This is a genomic window from Shewanella spartinae (assembly GCF_019457555.1).
Taxonomy (GTDB): domain Bacteria; phylum Pseudomonadota; class Gammaproteobacteria; order Enterobacterales; family Shewanellaceae; genus Shewanella; species Shewanella loihica.
Window position 1 is genome coordinate 3,849,184 of record NZ_CP080418.1, and the last position, 24,672, is coordinate 3,873,855.

Sequence of the window (24,672 nt, forward strand, 5' to 3'; positions counted from 1 at the left end):
AGATATGAAGAGCTAGATATGAGCCAGGTCAATCGCAATAGCAAAGCCAAGGGGGTCAATCGCCGCCAGTTCTTAGCCACTACGGCTAAGGCAGGCTGCGCCATGGGCCTCTTGGGATTGGGCGTCAGTGGGGTTGCCAAGCAATCCTCGCACCTTGATCCTATGGCGATTCGACCGCCTGGCGCGTTAGATGAGCAAGATTTCTTGTCGGCCTGTGTACGCTGCGGACTCTGCGTACAGGCCTGCCCCTACGACACCCTGAAACTGGCACGCTGGTTTGAGGGGGCGCCGACGGGCACGCCCTATTTCACGGCGCGCAGCGTGCCCTGTGAGATGTGCGAGGATATCCCCTGTGTGAAGGCCTGTCCCTCTGGGTCGCTGGATCACGCCTTGACCAATATTGACGAGGCCAAGATGGGGATAGCGGTACTGATCGACGAGAAAAACTGCCTCAACTTCAAGGGGCTGCGCTGTGACGTCTGTTACCGCGTCTGCCCCTTGATCGACAACGCCATCACGCTCGAGCGGCAGCACAACCAACGCAGCGACCACCACGCCATGTTCCTGCCCACGGTCAACAGCGACACCTGTACCGGCTGTGGCAAGTGTGAACATGCCTGCGTGTTGGAAGAGGCGGCCATCAAGGTATTGCCTGCCCATATCGCGCTCGGAAAGACGGCAACCCACGATACCTATATCAACACCGAAGAGACCACGCTTGAGATGTTAAACAAGGGGCTCACACTATGACAAACGGCATGAGTAATACGAAGATGAAGACGCCAGGTGCGGATCAGACACGTTTCGCTCAGGCGGCAATAGATGAACTCGGCTGGTGGCGCGCCCACAAGTTCCTGTTCCTGCGCCGTGCCAGTCAGCTGTGTGTGCTGCTCACCTTTGCCATCGGCCCCTGGATGGGGCTCTGGGTACTCAAAGGCAATCTCTCTTCCAGCGAACTACTGGGCACAGTGCCCCTGTCGGATCCCCTTGTGACCCTGCAAGTGCTGATGACGGGACACCTACCCGAGACCGCGCTGCTTGTCGGCGCGCTGCTTATCGCCCTCTTCTACCTGCTTGCGGGTGGACGGGTGTTCTGCAGCTGGGTCTGCCCGGTCAACCTGGTCACCGATGCTGCGAGCTGGCTAAGGCGCAAGCTGCGTCTGCCCCGCACCGCCGAGATGCCTAGAAACCTGCGCTACTACCTGCTGGCCCTGGTGCTGTTACTGCCCCTGGTCACAGGGATCACAGTGTGGGAGTGGGTCAACCCAGTGCCTATCCTCTATCGCGCCCTGCTGTTTGGTGCCGGTAGCGGCCTGTGGATACTGGCGATGATCTTCTTGCTGGATCTCTTCATCAGTGAACGGGCCTGGTGTGGTCACCTGTGTCCCACAGGCGCGCTGTTTGCCCTGCTGGGCAAGGCGAGCCCGGTCAAGGTATCTGCGGTCAATGCCAGTGCATGCGACAACTGCATGGATTGCTTCGAGGTCTGCCCAGAGCGGCAGGTGTTGAAGCCCGCCCTCAAGGGCGACAACCCCATGATAGTCGACAGCGATTGCACCCAGTGCGGCCGATGTATCGATGTTTGCGCCCAACGCGTTTTCCAGTATCAAAATCGAATTGCCCTAAAGGCGGAGAACAACCAATGAAAAAAGTACTCACTTTAGTCGCGCTGATGGCGCTAGGTGCCTGTTCCGGTCAGCAAAGCAAACCTGCGGCGGAACCCGTGAACATCAGTTCACTCGGAAAAGGCGAGATCACCGCGGTTCGCGCGGCCGACGAGATGCCGACCTATCCTAAGAAGGGTCAGGCCATCGAGCGTGGCTTCGTCCACCAGCCACCGCTGATCCCCCACAAGGCGGACTATCAGATCAGCATCAAGAAGAATGGCTGCATGACCTGTCACAGCCCAGAAAAAGCCAAGCGCATGAAAGCGACCGAGATCCACGCATCGCACATCCTGGCCGACAACAAGCTCAACTATGAGTATTTCAACTGTACTCAGTGCCACGTGCCACAGGCGGAAAACAAGCAGAAGTTGGTTGAGAATAATTTCTCGAATCAATAGGAGTTGAAGTTCGAGTCTTGCAGACTTGAACATTTGACGCTGCAAACAAAAAACCACCCGATAATGGGTGGTTTTTTATTGCCTGGCGGCAATGGTGTTACGGTTTTTAGTGTAGGCGGCATTGTGACTTATCTTGGTCAGTTTCAGTTCATACCTTCATGGCAATCTAACGCCTGCCCGGCGGGGGATGTGTGACAACACCTCAAGGACTAATGTTCGCTATTTAGATTGGTATCACTGAGAGTCGCTATCATTGGCTTAGTAGATTTGAAGGTCGCACCTTCGCTGTTACCTAACGCCTGCCCGGCTGGGGTTGTGCAAGCACTCTTTTGGCACGCCGAGGTTCCGTCCCTGGAGGCTTCACGGCGGCGTCCATGCCGCCGAGAGCCAAAAGTGTGCTTACACCTGTATCTAACGTCTCTTCGATTTAACTTCATCTGTTGCTGTCTTTGCTTGGGTATTTAACCCGGTTGATTTTTCCTGCTTCACACCCATTTAAATTAAGACGATGAATTGATAGGTTAGGCAAATGGAATTTGTTGGGCGATTAGGTGGCTGGGAGCCGCTGTTATGCTATTTCGTGGCAGGCTTTTTCTTTATCCTGCTTCTGTGGGGATTGGCTAGGCTAGTAGGCTGGGCCAAGGGGATGCCCGCCGGGGCCTATCTCGCCTTGGCGTTGTTCCCTTTAATTTCGCTGTTTCCCATACCGCCAAGTGAGATCAAGAAACTACAGCATATCAAACAGGAAGAGGTTAAACGGGAGCAGGAGTCTGGTGACCCGGCTGGCGATGATCCGCCCTCGGGTGCTTTGTAATTAGCGAGTTCAAAACAGCGTCTGTTTAGCAGGCGCGAATGACATAAGGAGTATGTGTGAAAATCTACGGAGATCTGCAGTCTGGTAACTGCTACAAGGTGAAGTTGTTGTGCGCCCTGCTGGGTATTGAACATGAATGGATTCATGTGGATATTCTCGCGGGCGATACCGGCAATAGCGAGTTTCTGGCCAAGAACCCCAACGGCAAGATCCCCCTGCTCGAACTGGACGATGGCCGATGCCTATCAGAATCCAACGCCATCTTAAACTACCTCGCCGCCGGCAGCGAACTCCTTCCCCAAGACAGCTTTGCCCTTGCCAAGGTGCAGCAGTGGCAGTTCTTCGAGCAATACAGCCATGAACCCTATATCGCCGTGGCACGCTTTATCGCCAAATATCTCGGGCTGCCAGACGATCGCCGCGCCGACTATGAGTCGAAACAGCAAGGCGGCCACAAGGCGCTGGCGGTAATGGAAGCCCAGCTGCAAGAGACACCCTATTTAACCGGCGAGCAGCTGACCACGGCCGACGTCGCTCTGTATGGCTACACCCATGTGGCCCACGAAGGCGGTTTCGACCTTACCCACTACCCGGCGATTCAAGCCTGGCTTAAGCGCATCGCCGCGCATCCCAAGTATGTGGCGATGGCCTAATGTGACTGTACCTAGTGTGGCTGTCGTTTAAAGTGGCTGTGACCGAAACGGATAAGAGACAATAGATGACACATAAGGGAAAACTCTTCTTTTTCTGCGGCAAAATGGGGGCGGGTAAGTCGACCAAGGCAAGGCAAATCGCAAATGAAAACGGGGCGCTGTTATTGTCGGAAGATGAATGGCTGGCAGCCCACTTCCCCAATCAGATTGAGTCGTTTGATGACTATATTCACTACTCAAGCCTCATCAAGCCCTTCATCAGAAACCATGTGGCCCGCCTGATAAACGTCGGCACTAACGTGGTGATGGATTTTCCCGCCAACACCAGAAAGCAGCGGCAATGGTTTCTCTCGCTCTGCAACGAGCTAGCTTGCGAGCATCAGCTCATCTATCTGGATCTCAGCGATCAGCAGTGCTTGGCTCAAATAGACAAGCGGCGCAAGGAGCAACCCGAGCGTGCCCGCTTCGATAACGAAGCCGTGTTCCGTCAGGTGACGCAATATTTTGAGCCTCCGACTGACTATGAAGGTCTGAATATTTTGCTGGTCGCAGGAGATGACTAAGTTAGATTAGACCTTTCCCTTCATTTTAATTACTTAACTAAATTGCTTAACTAAACGACTTAAGCCCATGGCGCAAGGAGAACACTTTGATTCCAGACTACAGCATCACCACAGACAAGGATGCGTTCGATTTCGATGTCATCTACGGCTTTATCTCCCAGAGCTATTGGGCCATGGGGATCCCCAAGGAGACCATGAGACGAGCCATTGCCAACTCCCTCTGTTTCGGGGTTTTCGACAAGGATAACAAGCAGGTCGGCTTCGCGCGCCTCATCACGGATAGCGCCACCTTCGCCTACCTCGCGGACGTGTTCATCCTGCCCAGCCACAGAGGCAAGGGGCTAAGCAAGTATCTGATGGAGACCATAGTCGCGCATCCCGATCTGCAGGGGCTAAGACGTATCGTACTCGCGACGCGGGATGCCCACGGGCTCTATGCCCAATACGGATTTCAGCCAATCGAGAATCCCGAGATTCTCATGCAGATCTGGCATCCGAATGTTTATCAGAGGGAGCAGATTGCAGAAGGGGTGTAATGGCTAGGCCGAATGGGGATTGTGTTTGGTATTTGGAAAGGTGATTGAAAGTCGCACCTTCACTGCTACCTAACGCCTGCCTGGCGAGGGGATATGGAGACACGTTGTAATTAGTGTCTGAGAAACTGAATATTAGCGCAAAGCGTCATGGTCATAGGCGAAGTGTATTTAAAGGTCGCACCTTCATGGCAATCTATCACCTGCGGTGGGCTTATGTGCAGATACGCCTGTGACACGCTGTGCGCCATCCCTGGCCGCTCTGCGGTTTCATCCCTGAAACCGAAGGTCACCGGCGTATCTACACTCGGTATCCAACGTATCTTCGATTTAGCCTCATTGAGTGCCATTGAGACAAGTTATTCTTTTTAAGAAAAAAACGTACAAAAATGTGACAGAACTTGTTGATTGCTACCTGACCAATAGCTTAATGTGTAACCAATCAAGGACAGAGCTAGGCCAAATCGAGTCAAACATCGACCACGCCATTCAGGGAATGAAAGCCAACTACAATGCTCCAATCACGTCCCTTAAAAAGTTAACTCTGCCCCCATTTATTTCATGCTTGGTGTCCTACTTTACAAGGTAGCGTACCTTGCAAGGTCTCACGAATAAATTGTTATATGCTTTTGGTGTTTATAAAGAAATGGAAAATTCTAATATCTCAGAACATTGGTTTATTAATGCAATTTCGCTTTCAGTTGCATTGGGTATTACTCAGAGCATTTTCTGGTCGCTAGGCATAGATATTGTAGTCGGTTTTACTTTTGATTATTTGATTTCTTTTGTTGGTAAAGTTGCTTTAATTTCGGTGTTTTATTACCTTTTTCTAAAGTTGTTTAGTTGGCTTTATTCGTAGTCTTAAGTCACGCATCTAACAAGCGCTTCAACAGGACAAAACACTGGTTGGCTCCTACGCTGCGCTCCGGATTATAGCCAACCAGTATTTGCCCATTAAGGCAGGCGTTATCCCACAGAAATTTTGATTCGAAAGCCAAATTTGAGAGCGGTTAACCTAACGGGCCTGTGTTCATAAACAAGTTAGCTTTGACAGGATGATAACTGCCAAATGCAGCTCAATCGAAGAGATTGATAACTTGGTGTAGGTACGGCTGTGACCTTCCGTGACAGGGATGTCACGGTAGAGCCTACAGGGAGTGTACTTGCGGCGTGTCACAGCAGTACCTGCACGAAAAGCCTGCTGCCAAGCAATTGATAAACCATGAGGCTATGGTTCAAAGCTCCCACCCAAGTACCTAAGTCAGGTAGATGCAAAAACATCAAAATGAAGCAAGGGTTAACGCTACAACGCGGTGATAGACACCAAACCAAAGGTGAGGAACAGTTCCATAGAGAGCGACTAAGGCTCCCCTTTAGCCAACTTCAACTCCACCACATTCCCCTCGGGGTCATGGATATAGAGGGAGCGCCCAAACCCTTGGGCCCCGTATCTTTTGGCAAAACCTTGGGTGGCGATGCCCTGCTCGCTGAGATAATCCAGTAGGGTCTGCTCCTCCATGGCCTCGATGAGCAGGCAGATATGGTCGACGTTGCGGCCATCTTGCTGCGGCGGCCCACCACCGAGTCGCCCCAGGGGGCTGTCGCAGGTGACGATATCGATGAGCGCATTGCCCGCCCGCAGCTGGGTCAGCCCCTCCTCGGGAAGTTCTCGCTCGATGGCGCAACCGAGCACGCCCCGATAGAAGGCCAGCATGGCGGGCAGATCTGTGGTGCGAAACACCAGATGATCTATCCCCAAAATCGCTAACATAGTCGCCACTCCTCTGCTTATCTCCTGTGTTTATCTCCCATGAGTATAGCCCGCCGCTAATTGTCACTGACAGCAGTGGCTAGCTAGTCTCGGCTAACAGTTGCAGCCGATAGTTGTAGCTAATATTTTTGGCCAAGCGCCCACTCCGGATAATTGGCGGTAGGCTTAAGCGCAAAATTGGCGTAGCTTGTCATTATCAGGTTCCATGGAGATAGGTGATGAAACACGGTAAGCACGACGCACAGCTGTTAAAACTGGCCCTGGAGATTGGCGTTGGCTACGCCAAGAAACGTGGCTTCGCCGATTTCGATAAGGGGATCTCCCCCAAAGACAAGGTAGAGTGTATCTACCGCCTGCTGGTGCAGGATAAGCTGATCCAGCCCCTGGCGACCGACAAGGAGGATGGCCCCAACATGAAGCACAAGCTGATTTTGTGGATCCACCGCCAGCTACCCGAAGAGCATCCCCTCAAGGAGTAAAATATCTCGCTAAGCTCGAAGCCATTGATCTCTATCAAGCCTTAGGCCGATTCCCGGCAGCGAGGGCCGAGATGAGCTATAGATCTAGCATCACCTCAGCCTAAGTGCACAAGGAGTTTTCGTGGCCGGGCCAGGACTATCGAGTCAAGCGGCGGCCGAGCGGCTGGAACAATATGGGCCCAATTGCCTGCCCAAGCCGGCAAGACTCAGCTTCATCCGCCTGTTTATTCTGCAGTTTAAGAGCGCCTTCATCTATGTGCTGCTCGCAGCCTTCATCGCCTGTCTGCTGCTCGGCCAGATCCTCAACGCCATCTTCATCTTCGCCGTGCTCATGCTCAACGCCATCATAGGCACGGTGCAGGAATACTCGGCCCAGCAGGCCGCCGATGCCCTGAGCAAGATGGTGCCCTCCCAGACCAAGGTGATCCGCGATGGCCACCCCAAGATGGTGGACAGCCTGAGCCTGGTACCCGGCGACTATATTCTGCTGTCCAATGGCGATCGCATCGGCGCCGATATCAAGATCGAAAAGCATAACCAGTTTAAGGTGGACGAGTCGGCGCTCACCGGCGAGTCGCTGGCGGTGAACAAGACAGATCTGGCCTTCGCTGGCACCCTGGTCACCCATGGACGGGCCGAGGGCGAAGTTGTCGCCACCGGCGCCCGCACTCAAATAGGCCAGATAGCCGCACTGGTGCGTCAGGGCGGTAGCGCCAAGCCGCCGCTGATGCAGCGTATCGAGCGCTTCACCCTGATCATCGCCATAGCCACCTTAATCATCATCGCCCTCATCTTCGGCCTGACGTTGCTGCGGGGCGCGGATCTCTCCCAGGTGTTCCTGCTGGGGGTCGCCCTGGCGGTCTCCGCCATTCCCGAGGGGCTACCCGCAGCCATCACGGTCGCCCTGGCCATAGGCATGAAACGCATGTCCCAGGCCAATGTGATCGTGCGCAAGCTGGTGGCGGTGGAATCTCTCGGCTCCTGCACTTATATCGCCTCAGATAAGACGGGCACCCTGACGGTCAACGAGATGACCATCAGCCAGATCAGCCTGCTGTCGGGTGAGCGCTATCATGTGGCGGGCACAGGGCTGACGCCCACTGGCCTGGTGCACAAGCATGGCCATGGGGTGCCAGTATCAACCGCGCGGGATCCCGAGCTGTACCGTCTGGCTCTCACCGGCGTGCTGGCCAACGAGGCTCACCTCAGCTTCGAGGCCGAACAGAGCCATGCGGATCAGATGCATGCAGACGGCGACGGGGTAGATCTCGCCTTCCTGGCTTTGGGCTATAAGCTCAATCTTGAGATGGACAAAGCCAAGCAGCCACCGCAGGAGCAGCTGTTTGCCTATGAGTCGGAGAACCAGTTCAGCGCCAGCATCAACCGGATAGAGGGGCGCTCCGTCATCTCGGTCAAGGGCGCGGTGGAGAAGCTGCTCACCATGTGCCAGCTGGATGCGCAGCAGACTCAGGCTGTGTTGGATGAGACCCACTGGCTGGCGCGCCACGGCTACCGGGTGTTGGCGCTCGCCAGTGGCGAGGTCAACGACCCACACCATCCATTGGCAGATCTGGATTTTCTAGGATTAGTGGCCATGAGCGATCCCCTGCGGGAAGATGCCATAGAGGCGGTTGCCCTGTGTCAGCAGGCACAGATCAAGGTGGCGATGATCACCGGCGACCACCCTGTGACCGCCCTGGCGCTGGCGCGTCAGCTCAAGCTGGCCAACGACCAGGATGGGGTGATCACCGGTGAGCAGCTCACCCAGGCCCAGCAGCAGAGTCTGGCCGAGTTCGACCATCTCATCGCCAGCCACAGGGTATTTGCCCGGGTACAGCCCAGGCAGAAGATGGAGATCACCGAGTCCTTGATCCGCCAGGGCGAATTTGTCGCCATGACGGGTGACGGGGTCAACGACGCCCCGGCGCTGAAGCATGCCCATGTGGGCATTGCCATGGGCCTCAAGGGCACGGATGTGGCCCGCGAGAGCGCCGATCTTGTACTGACCGACGACCGCTTTAGCTCTATCGTTAAGGGGATCATCGAGGGGCGCATCGTCTACAACAATATCCGTAAGGTGATCTACCTGCTGATCAGCACTGGGGCCGCCGAGCTGCTGCTGTTTATCTTAAGCGTGCTGTTTGCTCAGCCTATCCCGCTGTTTCCGCTGCAGATCCTCTGGCTTAACCTGGTCACCAACGGCGTTCAGGATGTGGCGCTGGCCTTCGAGCCCGGCGAAGGCCACGAGATAGATCAGCCGCCGCGCCGCCCCAGCGAGCCCATCTTCGATCGCCTCATGCTGGAGCGGCTGATCGTCAGTGCCCTGTGGATGGGCATAGTGGCCTTCGCTCTCTTCTCCCTGGTGCTGGCCATGGGCAGCAGCGAGAACGACGCCCGTAACCTCACCCTGATGCTGATGGTGTTGTTTGAAAACGTGCATGCCCTCAACAGCCGCTCGGAGCGTAACTCGCTGCTGCGCATGCCCGTGCTGAGCAATCCGCTGCTGCTGTTTGGCATCATACTGGCTCAGGGCATTCACATAGGCGCCAGCTATACCCCTGGATTGAGTCAGGCGCTAGGCATTAGTCCTATCGGGCTGGGACAGTGGCTGATGCTGCTGAGCGCCGCCTCGACCTTGTTGTTCATCGATGAATATCACAAGCGTCTGTGGCGTCAGCAGCACAGGCCCAAGGTTAGGCAGGCAACAGCTGATCGTCAGCTGGAATAATCAACACATTGCTGCGGATGCGGGTCAACATGGCCTCGGCGGTATTGCCTATGACCATGCCCATCAGCCCCTTGCGTTGGCGAGCGCCCATCACCAGATAGGCGGCCTTGAGGCGACAAGAAAGCTCGTAGAGGCATAGATCGGGATCGCCCGCCAGGAAGTGGACATGCTCCTGATGCAGGCCTATCTCGTCCAGCTGAGGCTGATACCTGTGATAGGCATCCTTCACCAGGGTGCGGGTGTCGATAAGATCCATGTCTCGCAAGATCTTAGGCACACGTATAATGTAGGCCAGATGCAGCTGGCAATCGAGGGCCTCAGCCAGCTGGCGACCCTGTTGAATGACGCACTGGTTGAGTTTCTGCTTGATGGGGTTGTCGCTGCCCAGATCCACCGCCATCAACACGCTGCGGGCGCGCTGCAAGGGGTTGTCGCACAGCATCATCAGCGGGATGCGCACATGGCGGATCAGCTGCCAGTCCATCGGCAGATAGTGGGTCTTGTGATGCACCGCCTTAACCATGAGGTCGAACCCATGACGAATGGAGTGATGACAGGCATGTTCGAACAGATCTTTGGTCCACACGCTATGCACGGCCACGTCTTCCGCCTTGAGTGCCTTGAGCTTAGCGGCGATCTCCTCGCTGCGCTGATTCATCAGGGCCACCTTGGCCGCCGCACCCAGCCTGGGATTGTAGTACTCCTTACCCGCAAAGGACTCGTAGCTGTAGGCAAACACCTCAGCCTCCTTCTCCAGTACCCTGGCCAAGGCGATCCCCGTTTCAATCGCATCAGCTTGTTCCTCGGCTTTCTGGGAAATAATAAACACCTTGTCCATGGTTACCTCCTGTCGGCAAGTTTCCATTTGAGCTTAGTCACACTCCATGGGTTACGCCTTGATCTCGGTCATCAAAATGATCAAGATCACATTATCACCACTCTCGGGGAGTCGCGCCTGCTATGGCCATAGATAACTTCGTCTTGTCCCTGTGTTTGATCCTGCTCTTCGGCCGGGTGCTGGGCGAGGCCTTTAAGCGGCTGCAGCTCCCGGCCGTGGTCGGCGAGATCCTGGCGGGGATCCTCATCGGCCCCAGCCTGCTGGGCTGGATAGCCCCCCACGAGACCCTGGCGGTGATGGCCGAGCTGGGGGTGATCCTGTTGCTCTTCTCCATTGGCTGCGAAACCTCCATCAAGCACCTGTTTCAGGCTGGCAACAGCGCCGCCGGAGTGGCCCTACTGGGCATCGCCCTACCTGCCGTGGTTATCGGCCTGGTGTGCCTGCTCTATCTGGATCTGCCCGGCTTTACCGCCCTCTACCTGGGCTGCGCCCTGACCGCCACCAGCATAGGCATATCGGTGCGGGTGATGGCCCAGGCCAAACAGTCCCAGAGCCAGGAGGGCCACATCATCCTGGGCGCGGCGGTGATCGACGATATCGCCGGGGTAATTCTGCTGAGCCTACTGTTTAACTTTGCCAGCTCGGGTGAGGTGGGGCTGATCCCCAGCGGCCTGTTGATCCTCAAGATAGTCGGCTTCCTGCTGCTGGCACCGCCTATGGCACGCCTGCTGCTATACCTGTTTCGCGCCGTCAAACCCAAAGAGGAGGAGACGGGTTATGAGGCGATCGTTACCATGATCCTCATCTGCCTGTTTGCCTGGCTGGCCCACGCCCTGCACGCCCCGGCCCTGCTGGGCGGCTTCGCCGTCGGCCTGGCGCTCAGTCGCCAATTTATCTCGCCGCTGAATCGCTATCTGCAAAACCCCTTCGCCTTCACCCACGAGATGGAGGTGGAATCTAAGCCCCTGGTGGATATCTTCGCCCCCATCTTCTTCGTCTACGTGGGGATAAGCTTAGATCTGAGCCAGATAGATCTCGGCTGGAGCGGCCTGCTCACCCTGCTGATGCTCTCCTTGCTGGCGATTATCACTAAGATGATGGCAGGCCTGAGGGTGCCTGGTCACCTGCGCACCAAGGCGATTGTCGGCAGCGCCATGGTACCCAGGGGCGAGGTAGGACTGGTGTTTGCCGAGATGGGGCTGCAGATGGAGATCATCTCGCCTAAGCTGTTTACCGAGCTGGTGCTGATCATCGCCATCACCACAATTGCCGGCCCCCTGTTACTCAAGTGGACGCTGGCGACAGACGATAAATAGCCAGTAAGTAGCGACTAAGCAGAAGCTAAGCCTCAGGCAAAAAAATACCCGCCATAAGGCGGGTATTTAGCAGCTAGCGTCTTAGGTTAGACTGGAGAGACCACGAAGAGTAGCTCGCCCTGTGAAACCTGCTGACCATTGCTGTTCAGGATACGCTCGATACGGTACTGCTTATCCTCTGGATAGAGCACGGCACCCTGGCGGTTGAAGCCAGCCAGTGTCACCTGAGAGAACATCTTCATCGCTTCGGTCAGCGCCAGTGTCTGATCCACAGTCACTATGTCGCCTTCCTTAACGAAGTCGGCTTCACCCGGCGCCGGAGAGGTATAGAAGATACCTGCACCCTGAGCCAGAACCTTAAGCTCGTTACTCTCACCCACTCGTAGCGACTCGGTATCCACACCTACAGTCTCTGCAGCGGCTTCCATCTCGGCGATCAGCGCTGGAATATCCAGCTCGGCCATGAAGCGTGGCAGGTAGTTGGTGTCGTATACGCCTTCGTTGAAGGTGCCATCTTTCAGGATGCGCGTTAACAATGGAATGTTAGTCGCGATGCCTTTTATCACTACTTGGTTCGCCAGGTAGTCATGCAGCTTGTTGATCACATCTTCACGGCTCTCACCACGGCAGATGATCTGGGCGATCAGGCTGTCGTAGTATGGTGAAACCTCTTTGCCTTCACCGGCGATAGAGATGATCTCGATATCGTCACGCTCTGGGATCACACACTCGGTGATCATGCCAGGATGTGGCAGTAGCTGTAGCACGCCGTTGCTGTCCAGTGCGGCCTTCTCGGCAGTCACACGAACCTCGATGGCGTAGCCGATCTCTTGTGGCTCAAGATCTTCGATTGAACGACCGGCGGCGATGTCGAAGCCTGCGCTCACGATATCGATACCTGAAGTCGCCTCGGTCACAGGGTGTTCAACCTGCAGACGCGTGTTCATCTCCATGAAGTAGACTTCATTGGCATCCAAGTTGTAGATGAACTCTACGGTACCTGCGCCCATGTAGTCTGTAGCATCGCCGAGGGCGCGGGTATATTCCATCACCTTCTGCTTCAGCTCTTCTGGCAGCATGGTAGAACCAGACTCTTCGATCACCTTCTGGTTGTTACGCTGTACCGAACAGTCACGCAGACCCAGTACTTTGGTATTACCAAACTTGTCACGCAGCAACTGCACTTCGATGTGACGCAGTGAGGTCACATACTTCTCTAGGTAGAGGTCGCCGTTGCCGAAGGCCGCAGCCGCTTCGGTAGAGGTCTTCTGGAACAGAGAGATCATATCTTCTGGACGTTGAACGACCTGGATACCCTTACCGCCACCGCCTTGTACCGCCTTAAGCAGCACTGGGTAGCCGATTTCGTTGGCCACGTTCACCGCCTGCTCGGCGTTGGTCAGAATACCGTGGCTACCAGGCACTACAGGTACATTTTGCGACTGCGAAGTCTTAATCGCATTCGACTTGTTACCCATAGTCGTCATAGAGTGCACACTTGGGCCGACGAAGTTAACGCCGTTGTTCACACACAGGGCCGCAAACTGTGGGCTTTCCGACAGGAAGCCGATACCAGGGTGCAGCGCGTCGACTTGCTCATACTCTGCAACCTTCAATACCGAGTAGGCGTTGAGGTAACTCTCGTCTGAGGTGTTACCACCGATACAGACCAGCTTGTCGTTTTCGTTCAGCATGTCGGCCGGTACTGAGGTCATGTCAGGATCTGACGCCACCAGTACGACCTTGATGTTGTTGTCGTGTGCCTTGCGGATCAGTTTCACCGCAGTACAGCCACGGGCGTGTACCAGCACCTTGTCGATCGGCTTCATCAGCTGACGCGGATCGTCCTGTACCAGCTCTTCCTCGGTGATCAACATCTCAGGCACCAGGGTCGAAATGGCGTTGCCAATCACATCCACAACCTTGGCCGTTGGCTTAGGCATCAGCGGATCGATGCTGCTTAGCTGATCGTCGATAGTGTCGCTAAATGGGTTGGTAACCAGGGCGTTCATGGCGCCAGGTACCTTAGACAGATAGTTCGACAGGGTCGAGGTAGACGGCAGATACGCAGGGACCACCATCTGACCAGCGAACGGCATGTTGGTGCCCGAGAAGTAGTAAGTCTGTACTAACGGGTGAGTCACGAAGCTCGCCTGTGCACCACCGGTACAGTCACCGAAACCAAACATCAATACCGGCAATTCGTTATCACGAACGAAACGGGTAATACGGTCGTTCACGACCGCCATAGAGAAGAGCGCCGCAGCACCTTCTTTGGTCTGCATACCGCCAGAGCTGATAAAGCAGATCACCGGCAGCTTACGCTTGGCACACTCGATCAAGAGCGCTGAGAACTTCTCGGCAGAAGCCATATCGAAGGCACCGGCCTGGAAGGCGGTGTTAGACACGGCCACACCGACGCGCATGGTTTGTCCATGGTGCTCGAAGTCCGCGGTACCTGTGATCAGGCCGCAAGGACGGATACCCTTGTCTAGCGCGTCTTCGATAGAGAGACGGAAGCCTGGGAAGTTCAGCAGGTTAGCCGACATCTTGTCGCCGTTTAGCTCTTCAAACTCGGTGAAGAACTTAGCAATCACATTTTCCCAGCTCATCTTACCGGCGCGCTTCTCGTCACGCAGTACCTTCTGGATCAGCAGATCCTGATAACCCATGGTCAGACGGTTCCAGAAGTCTTTACGACGACCGATACGCACTGGGTTAATGGCACCCGTGTACTCGCTGCTCTCCTCTTCGCTGGCGAAGTATTCAGGCAGCAGACGCTCGAAGAAGTAGGTCAGGATAACGAACAGAGAGTCGTTAAGCTGAGGGAAACCGACACTCTTCCACTGCTCAGTCTTGGTCAGCAGATCGGCGCGGTTAGACTGAGACATGAAGTACTTCAGCCACTTGTAGAACTTGTTCTTATCGTTAGCGGTATCTTGCTTAGAGATAGCGCGGTCGATAGAGTCATGTAGCAGGCCGTCAACCGAGGCGCGCGACAGGCTCTTAGACATCATGGCTTCTTTCGCGATAGAGGCAAGGTTGCCCACGACGTTGTCGTACAGCGCGTTGAAGATCAGGATGTTATAACATTGCCAGATGAAGTCTTCGCGCAGCTCTTCGTGCACGATCACATCCAGAACCGTCAGCTGGTTCAGCTCAGGCCAATCTGCCTGGGTCACCTCGTCTGGAAGGCTCTCTAGATAGTGGATTAGCCCCTTGAAGTTGTTCTCGGCGTTGCTCTTCCATCTGTGGTACAGCGACCAACCGATGTTGAACAACAGCGCCTTACGGGCCTTCTTATAGTTTTGCTTCGGCTCACCCAGGATGAGACGAGTCAGCATGTTACGCTCGGTAGATACTTCGTCACGCTTGGCGGTGAAGTTGCTCCACAGCTTATTCAGCTCTTCGTCGTATACCAGTTTATCTGGGCTAGACAGCCAAGATTGGAACACCTTGTCCTGCTCTTGCTGAATACGCGCCAGCAGATCACCCTCAGGCACACTCACCTTAGACAGGCGACCATATTGCTCCTGTGAGATCGAATGGATACGGCTACGCAGCGTCAGGTAACGCAGGTAACGGTATGAGCTACCAAACAGGTTGAGGTGCATGGTGGGGTTATTAGCCACCGACAGTTCGGCGTGGTGCTCAAGCGCTTCCAGATTCTTTGAAGGCTCAAGGAAACGATGGAGACTGCGGTCGTAGTGCTCGCGCAGATCCTTAGATTCGCGTACAAACTGTACCGCCGCATGCTCAACGGCCTCGATGCTGCTGATGATGGCGCGGCGTAGGTTGTGCTGACGCTCATCCTTGTCAGATGGCGAGAAGTCGATGATGCCATCGATACAACCTGAGGTGTACAGCTCTTCTGGTGACACACCTACCGACTTAGCACACTCCTGCCAAGAGAGGTTGTACTTACGCGCAATGCTCTGTAGACCCTGTGGCTGGATGGTGTTGAAGATACCGTCACGTAGCGACAATAGAATGTTAGCCGCAGCCAGTGGAATAGCACCACCAGAGTAACCGGCACCGATAACGATACCTACGGTAGGTACGTCGACGTTAGCACTCTCGGCAATCGCCTTAGAGATGGTGTGCGCCTGGTTTTGGCTGTTGGCTATCTCACCCGCATCGGCACCCGGAGTGTCGATGAGGTAAACGATAGGCATTGAAAGCTCGGCAAAATGACGAATGGCCGTGCAGGCCGCCAGGTGATGCTCAGGCATCCAGGCACCATTGCTTGTGGTACGTTCCTGGGCGATAAAACCTATGCGACGAGTGCGAGATCCAAAATTCAGTTCGATCTCGGCACTATAAAAAGGCCCCATATGTTTTTCGACAATTAACTTGCCTTTCAAATCCGCAATCACGCGCTTGGCGCCTGGGCGGCTCTTATCTAAGGTAGGTTGAATGACTTTGGCCACGTAGCCGTCAACATCCAACTGTTCTAACTCTTTTAAGTTAGCTTGAATTTCATCGTCGCTGAGCAGACCCTTGATCTGCTGTGAAAGGCTCTGCTTACTATGCTTAGGAAACAGAGAAAAATCCTGTGCCAAATGTTCAGCTTGAAGAAAAAGCGGATCGGCTGTTTGAACCTGAGTCGTGTTTGTGGGCTGATTGTTGCTGGTCATCAATAGATCCTCTGCTTTAGCCTCTAAAATTTTTAGCCCATAAATATAGCTTTGTTATAGGGTCAAATGCTATTAAACTGGCTTAGACGCTTTGTTCCATATTTGAGACAGTGATAAATAATGCCAGATTTAAACGGTATGATGCTCTTTGCGGCCGTCGTTCGCGCCAAGGGTTTCTCCCAGGCTGCTCGCAATACGGGCATGCCAAAATCAACCATTAGTCGTAAGGTGGCTCAGCTCGAAGAGCAGCTAGGCGTGCGCCTGTTGCAACGCGATACCCGCAATCTCAGCCTGACTCAGGTTGGAGCGCTTTTTTACCAGCATTGCAGTAGTATTAGCGATGAAATAGAGGCTGCCAAGGCAACCATAGAAAATACGCATAATGATGTATTTGGTTCACTGCGCATCGCCATTCCGGTTTCCTTCAGTCAGGAGTTGATCGCCAGCCTCTGTAGCAGCTTCATGCGCCTCTACCCCAACGTGGATCTCGACGTCCAATTTACCGACAGTGATGTGGGCCTGGTGGGCGAAGGCTATGATATCGCTATCAAGTATGGGCCGCTTCAATCTTCCGACTTAGTCGCCCGCCTGCTGTTTGAGCGTCAACCCATACTGGTGGCCAGCCCTGGCTATCTCAAGGCCAACGGCACCCCAGCGACACCTCAGGATCTCAAAGAGCACAGCGGCATACTGCTGGGGACCTCGCGCTCGGCCCCCATCTGGCCCCTGGGTAAGGGCGAACGCAAAACCATGGTCAACTTCAAGCGTAAGGTGAGGGTAAACAGCGCCATCATGGTTAAGCAGCTGGTGCTGGACGATTTCGGCATCGCCATGCTCTCTAATTCAGTATGTAAGAACGAGCTGGCCGGTGGCAGCCTGGTGCCGCTACTGCAGGAGTGGCCGATGGAGCCTTTCAAGGTCTATGGCGTCTATTCCAGTCGCCGACAGCTGGCCACCAACATCAGCGTGTTCCTGGATTTCTTCACCAAGCGCTTCAACAGCCACGAGTCGCTACAATCTCTACTCATGTAGCTAGCCTCTGCTGATGTAGGTCATCTTTGTTGTATGTAGGCCATCTCCGCTGATATAGGTTCTCACATCCAGCCCTTGGCTTTTAAAAGATGCTTCACCACCCGCTTACGCAGCGCCAGGTCGTTATCTGAGTTAATATCCATATTCATGGCGAAGAAGTAGGTGTTCTCCTCTCGCTCGAGCCAGCCGACCCACCATCCCAGTTTCTGCCCCTTGCGTACGCCATAGCCCGTCTTGGCCCTTAGTACCCAATCGCCGTTGGCCTCGTTAAGCATCATGGTCTTGACGATGCGCTGGCTGCGCTCGGACACACGCAGTTGATTGTGATACAGACGCCTAAGGAAGTTCACCTGCTCGATGGCCGAAATCGCTAAGTCACCATCGAGCCAGAAGCTGTCCAGCCCGCCGCCGATATTGGCGTTACCATAATCGAGATTGTCCAGCCCACTGGCCATACGCTCGGCCCCCAGCTGCAACGCCAGTTTCTGATAGATGGGCACCACGGAATACTTCATCGCACCAATAAAGTTATGGTCGCGATTCCAGCTGCTGTAGGCGCGCTCAACCCCGTCCCAGATAAACCGACTATGCTCATCTTCTACTATCCCCGCCTCGAGCAGTAAAAGGCTGTGGGGGATCTTAAAGGTCGAGGCGGGAATATAAGGATGCCGGCTGCGGGCGGCGTCGTTAGTCAGCAGCTTCCCCTCTTTATCATCCAGCAACACCATGACGCCTTTCGCGCCCACGGCATCGAATGCCGTCTGTAGCTCGCCATCCAGCCTGAGCGGCCCGACCGACTCTTGCTCTGCCGCCGGTTTATCAGGCCCAGTTTGAGGTGCTGCCGCCGCGCCGCCAGCCCAACTTAACAGAGCCAGGCAGAGCAGGCCAAGATACCCCAACGAACAAAGCAGCCGGTAACCCAAGCCAGAACTAAAACCGGAACGAAAGCCACAACTAAGACCAGACTCCGAGCTAACGCGCATTTTCATCTTCACACCCCACTAAGCCGTATAAAATCCCTGCCTCGAGTCTAGCAACTTGCCCCTGCGCCGTGGGGGCAAACTCATGATGATTTGTGTCAAGAATCTGGCATTTTATCAAGCCATCTCAAGTCTTTATTTGCAGACTGTTGTCGTGCATACTCAGTTGTTGACTATAATAAATTCAAATTGATAACCGCCCTGAGCCATCATTGCCCAACATCAGCCTTAGGCTGAGTGTAAGGGTAAGAGGTTTTTGCAAAGGAACCATGTCATGCGTAAAACAGCCATAGCCCTGGCGATGACCAGCTTGCTGAGTAGCAGCGCCTTCGCCGCTCTGGATCTCGAAGAACTGCGCCTCCCTAAGGCAACCCAGGCCATGCCCGACGTCGTCAACCGCTATCAAGCCCTGGTCGATAGCCTGGACGACAAGTATCGCCAGCAGAAAGATGAACTCATCATGACACAGATGGTGGCCCACCAAGGCGAGCGCCTCTGGCAACAGGCCGTGAGAGACGTACAATCCGGTGGTCAGGACGACAGATCCCTCTACTGGAGTCGCCTGGCGATGAAGAAGACCCTTAAAGAGTCTAAGCCCGCCTTTAACATGGCCGACTGGCAACGCAGCATATTACTCAAGGCGGTAGAGAAATCTTCCCGCGGCTTCAGCGACATCCACTTCGATGACGACAGCCAGATCCGTATTCTGCTCACCGGCTTCGATCCCTTCTTCCTGGATCGCAACATAGATCAGAGCAACCCATCTGGCTTAACCGCGCTGGCCCTGGACGGCTACAAGTTTAGTGTCGACGGCAAGAAGGCCCAGATAGAGACGGTAATGATCCCGGTGCGCTTCGCCGACTTCGATCAGGGGATCATCGAATCCCTGCTCACCCCTGTGTATCGTGAAAACAGCGTCAACGCCATCTTCACCGTCAGCATGGGCCGTGACGACTTCGATCTGGAGCGCTTCCCTGGCCGTAACCGCAGCGCGGCAGCGCCCGATAACCTCAACGTGCTGACCGGCGCCACGGCCCAGTCACCACAGGCGCCTATGTTCGATGGCAAGCCACTCTATGGCCCAGAGTTTGTCGAGTTCTCGCTACCTGTCGGCGCCATGCAGTCGGTCAAGGGCAAGTGGAAGATCAATGACAACCACACAGTGACCACGCTATCGAGAGGCGAGTTCGACGCCAGCTCACTGAGCGAGCTGCAAAACACGACTCAGGTCAATGGCTCGGTCAACGGCTCTGGCGGCGGTTACCTGTCCAACGAGATATCCTACCGCGCGGTGCTCCTGGGACAGCGTTTCAACAGCGGCATCAAGGTCGGTCATATCCACACCCCAAGGGTGAAGGCCTATGAGGCAGAGACGGAGATGGCCATAGTGGATCAGGTCAAGGAGATGGTCAAAGCCGCAGCAACCCGGCTATAATCACTCCTCCTAGATACGCCCGCCAAACCGGCGGGCGTCTATCACCTAACGCCTAGGGCCTGTTGACCTTTCATGTTTCGACGATTGCAATCCCTGTTTCACTCGCCTACGCCAGAATCATCTAGGCTTACCTCCAAAGCGTCTGAATCAAAAACGTCTAAGCCTCCAGCAAATAGTACCGAGCTTAACGCGCATCAGCAGCTTATTCTCGAGGCTGTTGAATCTTGCTATCAAAAGGCAGAGCGGCAACTTAAGCGCAACTTTCCCCGCCCCGAGGTGAACTTCAAACTCAGGGGCAAGAGCGCCGGCACCGCCCATCTGCAGCTCAACAAGCTGAGGTTCAACCCTGTGTTGTTAGAGGAAAACCTGGATGAGTTTGTCCATCAGGTGGTGCCCCACGAGATCTGTCACCTGCTCGCCTATCAGCTCTATGGCCGGGTCAAACCCCATGGCAAGGAGTGGCAGGCCTTGATGGTGAAACTCTATGGCCTGACGCCGAGCACCACCCACAGCCTGAATACTGACTCTGTCGCCGGCCGGACCTTCGACTATCGCTGCCGCTGTGGCGTCGTGCCACTGAGCATTCGCAGACACAACAAGGTGCAGCGCCAAGAGACCCAGTATCGCTGTCGCCGCTGCCAGGAGACCCTCACCCCCTTGGATGGCACGGGCGGCGAGGCATGATGAATCCGGCTTAACTTGCCTGATCTAAGCCGATTCCCGTAGAATCGGCTTGAATTATGGCGCCGTATTCAGCGATACAAGATGAGTGGGCGCCAACACACGAGTCGCCACCAAGCCGGCCAAATAGAGAGCACGGCAGAGATAGGCGACGAATTTTTATTTTTAGGGAATAGATGTGCTAACTACCTCATTGAGTTTGAGGCCGCAGCTTTGTGGCGCCTTGGCGTTGCTGGCGCTCGGCTTTACCACGGGCGCCCTCGCCTCCCATCCCACCAGTTTTAATCAGGCCAAGCAGGTTGCGCGCAGCATCTACAGCGAGACACTGCCAGCCAAGAGCTTCTACTGTGGCTGCGACATCAGCATCTCGGGTAAGCTGTGGCAGCCCGACTTCGAGCGCTGCGGCTATCAGGTACGTAAACAGGAGAAGCGCGCCAAGCGCATCGAGTGGGAACACATAGTCCCCGCCTGGGAATTTGGCCACCAGCGTCAATGCTGGCAAGAGGGCGGCCGCAAAAACTGCGGCAAGACAGACAAACAATTTAAGAAGATGGAAAGCGACCTGCATAACCTGGTGCCTGCCATCGGCGAGGTCAATGGCGATCGCAGTAACTTCCGTTTCAGCCAATGGAACGCCAAGGCTGAGCAATATGGTCAGTGTGCCATGGTGGTCGACTTCAAGGGCAGAAAGGTAGAGCCTCCCAGCCAGACCCGCGGTCAGATAGCCCGCACCTATCTCTATATGCAACAGGCCTATGGCCTCAAGATCGCTAAAAGTCAGCTAAAACTGTTTCAGGCATGGGATAAAAGCTATCCAGTTGATACTATTGAGTGTCAGAGAGACGCCGCCATCGCGGCCAAACAGGGCAACCACAACCCCTTTGTCCAGGCCCAGTGCCAAAAACGGACAGATACCCAGAGTATCGCGGAGTAATGCATGAGAATTCCAAGGATCTATCAGCCCGGCAACTATGACCTTAACCAGCAGTTGATGCTGGACGAGGAAGCCGCAGGCCATGTTGGGCGCGTATTGCGCATGGGCGCCGGCGAGCAGCTCGAGCTGTTCAACGGCGATGGCCACAACTACCTGACCGAGATCGTCGCCGCCAGCAAGAAAAATGTCGAAGTGCGGGTCTTATCCAAGGAGGAGAACGACAACGAGTCGCCCCTCAACCTGCATCTGGGTCAGGTGATCTCCCGCGGCGATCGCATGGACTTCACCCTGCAGAAATCGGTCGAGCTGGGGGTCAATACGATTACCCCGCTGTTTTCCGAGCGCTGCGGCGTCAAGCTGACCGGCGAGCGTCTGGAGAAGAAGATCCAGCAGTGGCAGAAGATAGTGATCAGCGCCTGTGAACAGTCTGGCCGCAGCACGGTACCAGAGGTGAGACCGGCGATGCAGCTCGACGACTGGTGCGGCGAAGCCACCCAGGCGCTTAAACTCAACCTACACCCCAGGGCCGACCATGGTATCAATGGCCTGGTAATGGAGACTCCCAGGGTACGTCTGCTGATCGGCCCCGAAGGCGGACTGTCGCCCCAGGAGATCGCCATGACAGAGACCCATGCCTTCACCGACGTGCTACTCGGCCCCCGCGTACTGCGCACCGAGACCGCCGCCCTGACGGCCATCAGCGCACTGCAACTTAAGTTTGGTGACCTGAGCTAAAAGGCTCGGCCCCTTAGTATTAACAAAAGGAAAGATGAGATGATTAAGCTTGGCATAGTGATGGATCCCATCAGCGACATTAACATCAAGAAAGACTCCAGCTTCGCCATGTTGATGGCGGCGCAGTCGCGCGGCTATCAGCTCTATTATATGGAGATGCAAGATCTGGCCATGGTGAACGGCGTGGCCATGGGTAACATGCGTCGCCTCACGGTGAAACAAGATCCTCAATCCTGGTACCAACTGGAAGAGGCCGTCGATACGCCGCTGGCGGATCTCGACGTGATCCTGATGCGAAAGGACCCGCCATTCGATACCGAGTTCGTCTACGCCACCTATATGCTGGAGCGCGCCGAGGAACAAGGCACGCTTATAGTCAACAAGCCCCAGAGCCTGCGCGACGCCAACGAGAAGCTGTTTACCGCCTGGTTCAGCGAATTTACCCCAGACACATTAGTGACCCGCGATGCCCAGCGCATCCGCGCCTTCTATCAGGAGAAGGGCGATATCATCCTCAAGCCGCTGGATGGCATGGGCGGCAGCTCTATCTTCCGCGTTAAGGCGCAGGATCCTAACCTAGGGGTGATCATCGAGACCCTCACCAACCATGGTCAGCAATATGCCATGGCCCAGGCCTTCATTCCGGATATCACCGCCGGCGACAAGCGCATCCTGGTGGTGGATGGCGTCCCTGTGCCATACAGCCTGGCGCGTATTCCCCAGAAGGGCGAGACCCGGGGTAACCTGGCCGCCGGTGGTCGCGGCGTCGCTCAGCCCCTGTCTGAGAGCGACTGGGCCATCGCCAACGCCATCGGCCCAGAGCTGAAGAAGCGTGGCCTGATCTTCGTCGGCCTGGATGTGATCGGTGACAAGCTCACCGAGATCAACGTCACCAGCCCGACCTGTATCAGAGAAATCGAGGCAGCCTTCGACGTGGATATCACAGGCATGCTGATGGACGCCATCGAGGCCCGTGTCGGTCGTTAATCTGGAGCCAAGATGAAACTAACCCGCTTATGTTCCCTCCTCTGCCTGGGTGCCGCGCTGGTATCGGGCAGCCTCTGGGCCGACAACCTGCTCGGCCCGCAGACGGCGCCGAGTCGTCCCAAGAATATCGTTATCATGGTGGGCGATGGCATGGGCCCTGCCTACACCAGCGCCTATCGCTACTATCAAGACAATCCCAACACTCAGGAGATAGAGCAGACGGTATTTGACCGCCTCTTGGTGGGCAACGCCAGCACCTATCCTGCGCCCGTCAGCGGCTATGTCACCGACTCGGCGGCGGCCGCCACCGCCCTGGCCACAGGGGTGAAGACCTATAACGGCGCCGTGTCGGTAGATATCGATAAGCGCCCTGTCCCCACCCTGCTGGAGCTGGCCAAGAAACGCGGCATGAGCACAGGCGTGGCAGTGACCAGCCAGATCAACCACGCCACCCCGGCCGCCTTCTTAAGCCACAACGAGAGCCGCCGTAACTATGAGGCTCTGGCCCAGAACTACCTGAGCACTGATGCCGACGTCATGCTCGGCGGCGGTCAGAAATATTTTTCTGACAAGCTGATCAAGCAGTTCGAGGCCAAGGGGTATCGGGTAATCAAGGATTCAGCCCTGCTGGAGGGTGTAACCCAACCTAAGGTGATGGGTCTGTTCGCCGACGTGCAACTTCCCTGGGCGATCGATGAGCCGGAGGCCAGACGCCTAAGTACCATGACCGCCAAGGCGCTGGAACTACTCTCCCAGAACGACCAAGGCTTCGTGCTATTGGTGGAAGGTAGCCTGATCGATTGGGCCGGTCACAACAATGATATCGCCACCGCCATGGCCGAGATGCATGAGTTTGCCAGCGCCATCGAGGTGGTCGAGCAGTATGTGCGTCAACATCAAGACACTCTCTTAGTCGTCACCGCCGACCATAACACCGGCGGCCTCTCTATCGGCAAACAAGGCGAGTACCGCTGGGACAGCCAGATGCTGCGCCAGATAAGCGCCAGCCCGACACAAATCGCTAAGCAGGCATTGGCCCAGGACGAGTGGCGAAGCGGCGTGAGCGGCGCCCTAGGTTTTACCCCGAGCGATGACGAGTTTAGCGCACTGGATAACGCCAGAATGCAGGGCGAGCAGGTGCTGACCACTGGGCTTAAGAAGCTTATCGACCTGCGCTCCAACACAGGCTGGACCACGGGTGGTCACACGGGTGTGGACGTGCAGGTGTTTGCCGCCGGCCCGGCCTCATCTCTGTTTGCCGGCCATCAGGACAACACGGATATCGCCCACAAGCTGATCAGCCTGCTGCCTAAAGCGGCTAAGACTAAGCCAGAAGCTAAACAGGCTCCAGCTAAGGCTCTAGAACCTAAGGCTGCCAAGCCTGTAGACACTCTGCCACTAGATGCCGAGCCTGAAGCGGCGCCGCAGGAAACTGAGGTGAAGGTTAAAGCTGAGATTGAAGCTGAGGTTGAAAGCAAGGCAAAGGATCTC

Annotated in this window: 21 protein-coding genes and 1 pseudogene; 17 read left to right on the plus strand and 5 right to left on the minus strand. The window is 55.5% G+C overall.

Annotated features, from left to right (window positions below; genetic code table 11):
- The first annotated feature begins 18 nt into the window (after positions 1 to 18).
- The 7 genes from napG (at position 19) to K0I31_RS16665 (ending at position 4,631) form a co-directional block, all read left to right on the plus strand.
- Positions 19 to 750 carry a ferredoxin-type protein NapG gene (gene napG, locus K0I31_RS16635; RefSeq protein ID WP_220079098.1) on the plus strand — a complete coding sequence of 244 codons (732 nt, stop codon included), beginning with the start codon at positions 19 to 21 and terminating at the stop codon, positions 748 to 750.
- An 8-nt stretch (positions 751 to 758) separates the two neighbouring features.
- Entirely contained in the window at positions 759 to 1,646 is an 888-nt protein-coding gene (gene napH / locus K0I31_RS16640) for a quinol dehydrogenase ferredoxin subunit NapH (protein WP_434086903.1), read from the plus strand.
- Positions 1,643 to 2,065 (plus strand): nitrate reductase cytochrome c-type subunit, encoded by a 423-nt coding sequence (locus K0I31_RS16645; protein WP_220079100.1) that lies wholly within the window; start codon positions 1,643 to 1,645, stop codon positions 2,063 to 2,065. Before napH ends, K0I31_RS16645 begins: the two co-directional genes overlap by 4 nt.
- 529 nt (positions 2,066 to 2,594) lie before the next feature.
- On the plus strand, positions 2,595 to 2,879 hold the full coding sequence (locus tag K0I31_RS16650) for a hypothetical protein (RefSeq protein WP_220080915.1): 285 nt from the start codon (positions 2,595 to 2,597) through the stop codon (positions 2,877 to 2,879).
- A gap of 56 nt (positions 2,880 to 2,935) precedes the next feature.
- Entirely contained in the window at positions 2,936 to 3,532 is a 597-nt protein-coding gene (locus K0I31_RS16655; protein WP_220059066.1) for a glutathione S-transferase family protein, read from the plus strand.
- A 65-nt stretch (positions 3,533 to 3,597) separates the two neighbouring features.
- Positions 3,598 to 4,095 carry a P-loop nucleotide/nucleoside kinase family protein gene (locus K0I31_RS16660; protein WP_220079101.1) on the plus strand — a complete coding sequence of 166 codons (498 nt, stop codon included), beginning with the start codon at positions 3,598 to 3,600 and terminating at the stop codon, positions 4,093 to 4,095.
- 89 nt (positions 4,096 to 4,184) lie between these two features.
- Positions 4,185 to 4,631: a GNAT family N-acetyltransferase gene (locus K0I31_RS16665; protein ID WP_258406659.1), complete on the plus strand. Its 447-nt coding sequence runs from the start codon at positions 4,185 to 4,187 to the stop codon at positions 4,629 to 4,631.
- Positions 4,632 to 4,741: 110 nt separating this feature from the next.
- Here K0I31_RS16665 and K0I31_RS16670 read toward each other — a convergent pair whose 3' ends face one another.
- Both K0I31_RS16670 and K0I31_RS16675 read right to left on the minus strand, forming a co-directional pair.
- The gene (locus K0I31_RS16670; RefSeq protein WP_220079102.1) at positions 4,742 to 4,978 is read right to left on the minus strand and encodes a hypothetical protein; all 237 of its coding nucleotides are present in this window, start codon (positions 4,976 to 4,978) and stop codon (positions 4,742 to 4,744) included.
- Between the two features lie 1,010 nt (positions 4,979 to 5,988).
- Positions 5,989 to 6,399: a VOC family protein gene (locus K0I31_RS16675; RefSeq protein ID WP_220079103.1), complete on the minus strand. Its 411-nt coding sequence runs from the start codon at positions 6,397 to 6,399 to the stop codon at positions 5,989 to 5,991.
- Between the two features lie 218 nt (positions 6,400 to 6,617).
- On the opposite strand from K0I31_RS16675, the gene K0I31_RS16680 reads away from it, so the two are divergent.
- Positions 6,618 to 6,878: a DUF5062 family protein gene (locus tag K0I31_RS16680; protein WP_011867010.1), complete on the plus strand. Its 261-nt coding sequence runs from the start codon at positions 6,618 to 6,620 to the stop codon at positions 6,876 to 6,878.
- 121 nt (positions 6,879 to 6,999) lie between these two features.
- On the plus strand, positions 7,000 to 9,606 hold the full coding sequence (locus K0I31_RS16685; protein WP_220079104.1) for a cation-translocating P-type ATPase: 2,607 nt from the start codon (positions 7,000 to 7,002) through the stop codon (positions 9,604 to 9,606).
- Here the strand turns inward: K0I31_RS16685 and K0I31_RS16690 are convergent.
- Positions 9,572 to 10,444: a universal stress protein gene (locus tag K0I31_RS16690; protein ID WP_220079105.1), complete on the minus strand. Its 873-nt coding sequence runs from the start codon at positions 10,442 to 10,444 to the stop codon at positions 9,572 to 9,574. The two genes, K0I31_RS16685 and K0I31_RS16690, sit on opposite strands and share 35 nt — an antisense overlap.
- 122 nt (positions 10,445 to 10,566) lie before the next feature.
- Between K0I31_RS16690 and K0I31_RS16695 the strand changes: the two genes are divergently transcribed.
- Positions 10,567 to 11,760, plus strand: coding sequence for a cation:proton antiporter (locus K0I31_RS16695; protein WP_220079106.1), 1,194 nt, complete (start codon positions 10,567 to 10,569; stop codon positions 11,758 to 11,760).
- A gap of 86 nt (positions 11,761 to 11,846) precedes the next feature.
- Here the strand turns inward: K0I31_RS16695 and K0I31_RS16700 are convergent, their stop codons facing one another.
- Positions 11,847 to 16,397, minus strand: coding sequence for an ATP-binding protein (locus tag K0I31_RS16700; RefSeq protein WP_144204340.1), 4,551 nt, complete (start codon positions 16,395 to 16,397; stop codon positions 11,847 to 11,849).
- 120 nt (positions 16,398 to 16,517) lie between these two features.
- Here K0I31_RS16700 and K0I31_RS16705 point away from each other — a divergent pair, with 120 nt between their 5' ends.
- Positions 16,518 to 17,429, plus strand: coding sequence for a LysR family transcriptional regulator (locus tag K0I31_RS16705; RefSeq protein WP_011867015.1), 912 nt, complete (start codon positions 16,518 to 16,520; stop codon positions 17,427 to 17,429).
- A gap of 62 nt (positions 17,430 to 17,491) precedes the next feature.
- Here the strand turns inward: K0I31_RS16705 and blaOXA are convergent, their stop codons facing one another.
- Positions 17,492 to 18,298 (minus strand): class D beta-lactamase, encoded by an 807-nt coding sequence (gene blaOXA, locus K0I31_RS16710; RefSeq protein ID WP_220080887.1) that lies wholly within the window; start codon positions 18,296 to 18,298, stop codon positions 17,492 to 17,494.
- Between the two features lie 385 nt (positions 18,299 to 18,683).
- Here blaOXA and K0I31_RS16715 point away from each other — a divergent pair, with 385 nt between their 5' ends.
- From K0I31_RS16715 to K0I31_RS16740, 6 genes and pseudogenes are all read left to right on the plus strand, one after another.
- Positions 18,684 to 19,844, plus strand: coding sequence for a PA0049 C-terminal domain-containing protein (locus tag K0I31_RS16715; protein WP_011867017.1), 1,161 nt, complete (start codon positions 18,684 to 18,686; stop codon positions 19,842 to 19,844).
- Positions 19,845 to 19,916: 72 nt separating this feature from the next.
- On the plus strand, positions 19,917 to 20,528 hold the full coding sequence (locus tag K0I31_RS16720; RefSeq protein WP_220079107.1) for a SprT family zinc-dependent metalloprotease: 612 nt from the start codon (positions 19,917 to 19,919) through the stop codon (positions 20,526 to 20,528).
- Positions 20,529 to 20,724: 196 nt separating this feature from the next.
- A complete protein-coding gene (locus K0I31_RS16725) occupies positions 20,725 to 21,459 on the plus strand; it encodes an endonuclease (RefSeq protein ID WP_434086929.1) in 735 nt (244 codons plus the stop codon).
- Between the two features lie 3 nt (positions 21,460 to 21,462).
- Complete coding sequence (gene rsmE / locus K0I31_RS16730; RefSeq protein WP_220079109.1) at positions 21,463 to 22,194, plus strand: 16S rRNA (uracil(1498)-N(3))-methyltransferase; 732 nt, start codon at positions 21,463 to 21,465, stop codon at positions 22,192 to 22,194.
- A gap of 39 nt (positions 22,195 to 22,233) precedes the next feature.
- Positions 22,234 to 23,181 (plus strand): glutathione synthase, encoded by a 948-nt coding sequence (gshB, locus tag K0I31_RS16735; RefSeq protein WP_144204334.1) that lies wholly within the window; start codon positions 22,234 to 22,236, stop codon positions 23,179 to 23,181.
- Positions 23,182 to 23,193: 12 nt separating this feature from the next.
- Positions 23,194 to 24,510, plus strand: a pseudogene (locus K0I31_RS16740) (alkaline phosphatase); the annotation flags it as partial.
- Positions 24,511 to 24,672 lie beyond the last annotated feature (162 nt).